This is a genomic window from Streptomyces sp. NPDC002130 (genome assembly GCF_040296465.1).
Classification (GTDB): Bacteria; Actinomycetota; Actinomycetes; order Streptomycetales; family Streptomycetaceae; genus Streptomyces.
On sequence record NZ_JBEOXI010001148.1, the window covers coordinates 1 to 1,116 of the forward strand.

The 1,116-nt window shown below is 62.2% G+C and carries 1 protein-coding gene and 1 pseudogene; one reads left to right on the forward strand and one right to left on the reverse strand.

Features of this window, described 5'->3' with window-relative positions; all coding sequences use genetic code 11:
- Positions 1-386, forward strand: a pseudogene (locus tag ABT116_RS49160) (hypothetical protein); the annotation flags it as partial.
- A gap of 13 nt (positions 387-399) precedes the next feature.
- Here the strand turns inward: ABT116_RS49160 and ABT116_RS49165 are convergent.
- The coding region (locus ABT116_RS49165) for a DUF4190 domain-containing protein (RefSeq protein ID WP_351648121.1) at positions 400-1,116 on the reverse strand (717 nt) is incomplete at its 5' end.

The following is a 1,116-nucleotide window of genomic DNA, read 5'->3' on the forward strand; positions in this document are numbered from 1 at the left end:
ATCGCCCCCTTCCGCTTCCAGTCCTTGCGGATCTCGGCCCGGAGGCGGGCGTCGGCGCCCGCAACCTCACCGCTCATCTTCATTCGGTCTACACAGAAGGACAGGATGACGAGTTCGATTGGATGATCGAACCCGACGGCGATTGGTCACTCCCCGACTCGCTGCAGGTTTTCGGATGGAGCGAAAACGGTGACGCCCTCCTGTGGGACACAGCATCACGCGACACCGACGGAGAGTTTCCGGTTTGGGAATCGCGATCGTTCAACTCCCTCCACCGCCTCGGCGGGAGCCTCTACGAAGCACTTCCGTCCATTCGCACCCGGACGGCGAGCCTGTTCGGACCCCACACCTTCGACATCGAGCCACTCCAGCCCACCCAACTCTGACGCGCGACCCAAATTATCGATAAGCCGCGGGCACAGCCACCAATACGACACCGACGACGACGACCAGCGACAGATAGCCGAGAACGAGGCCGGCCACTGCCAATCCGCGCCCACTTTCGCCGGAACGGCGAATCTGGTTCAGCGACACATGGCCCACCGGAATAGCAAGAACCCCACCGAAGATTCCAAGTACCAGTGCGACGATGGCCAAGGCATTCGTACCGACCGCTGATCGCGCTGGATAGCGCACATCAAGTTCATCTGCGAGTACCGGAATCCCGTCCGATGTGAAGCCCACTTGCGCAAAAACAGGTCGGCCATCGGCGGTGTAGCCGATCACCCCTGGCGGCGCCGCCGCCTGCCTGACAGGCCCGAATGCCGAACGAAGGCTCCTCCCTAACAGCAGCGCCCCGACCATATACAGCGACAGTCCCGCCACTGATCCGGCTACCCAGGCTCCACGAAACGCCGGCCCGTCGACGTCGAGGATCCTCCCCGCCGCCCTTACCCCGGATCCTGCTGCACCGACCGCGATACTCAAATTCACTGCGCCAGGAAGAACGGCAAGCAAGGCAATAGCACCGATACCAAGCGACAATGCCGGGCCACCTCGGCGCCGCCACGCCAACGAACTCATCAGCGCTGCGAACAAAGTCACAGCAATGCCTAAAAGCCCAGTCACAAATCCGACAACGACTCCCGTCTCGAAGTCCCCACCGACACCGGGAAC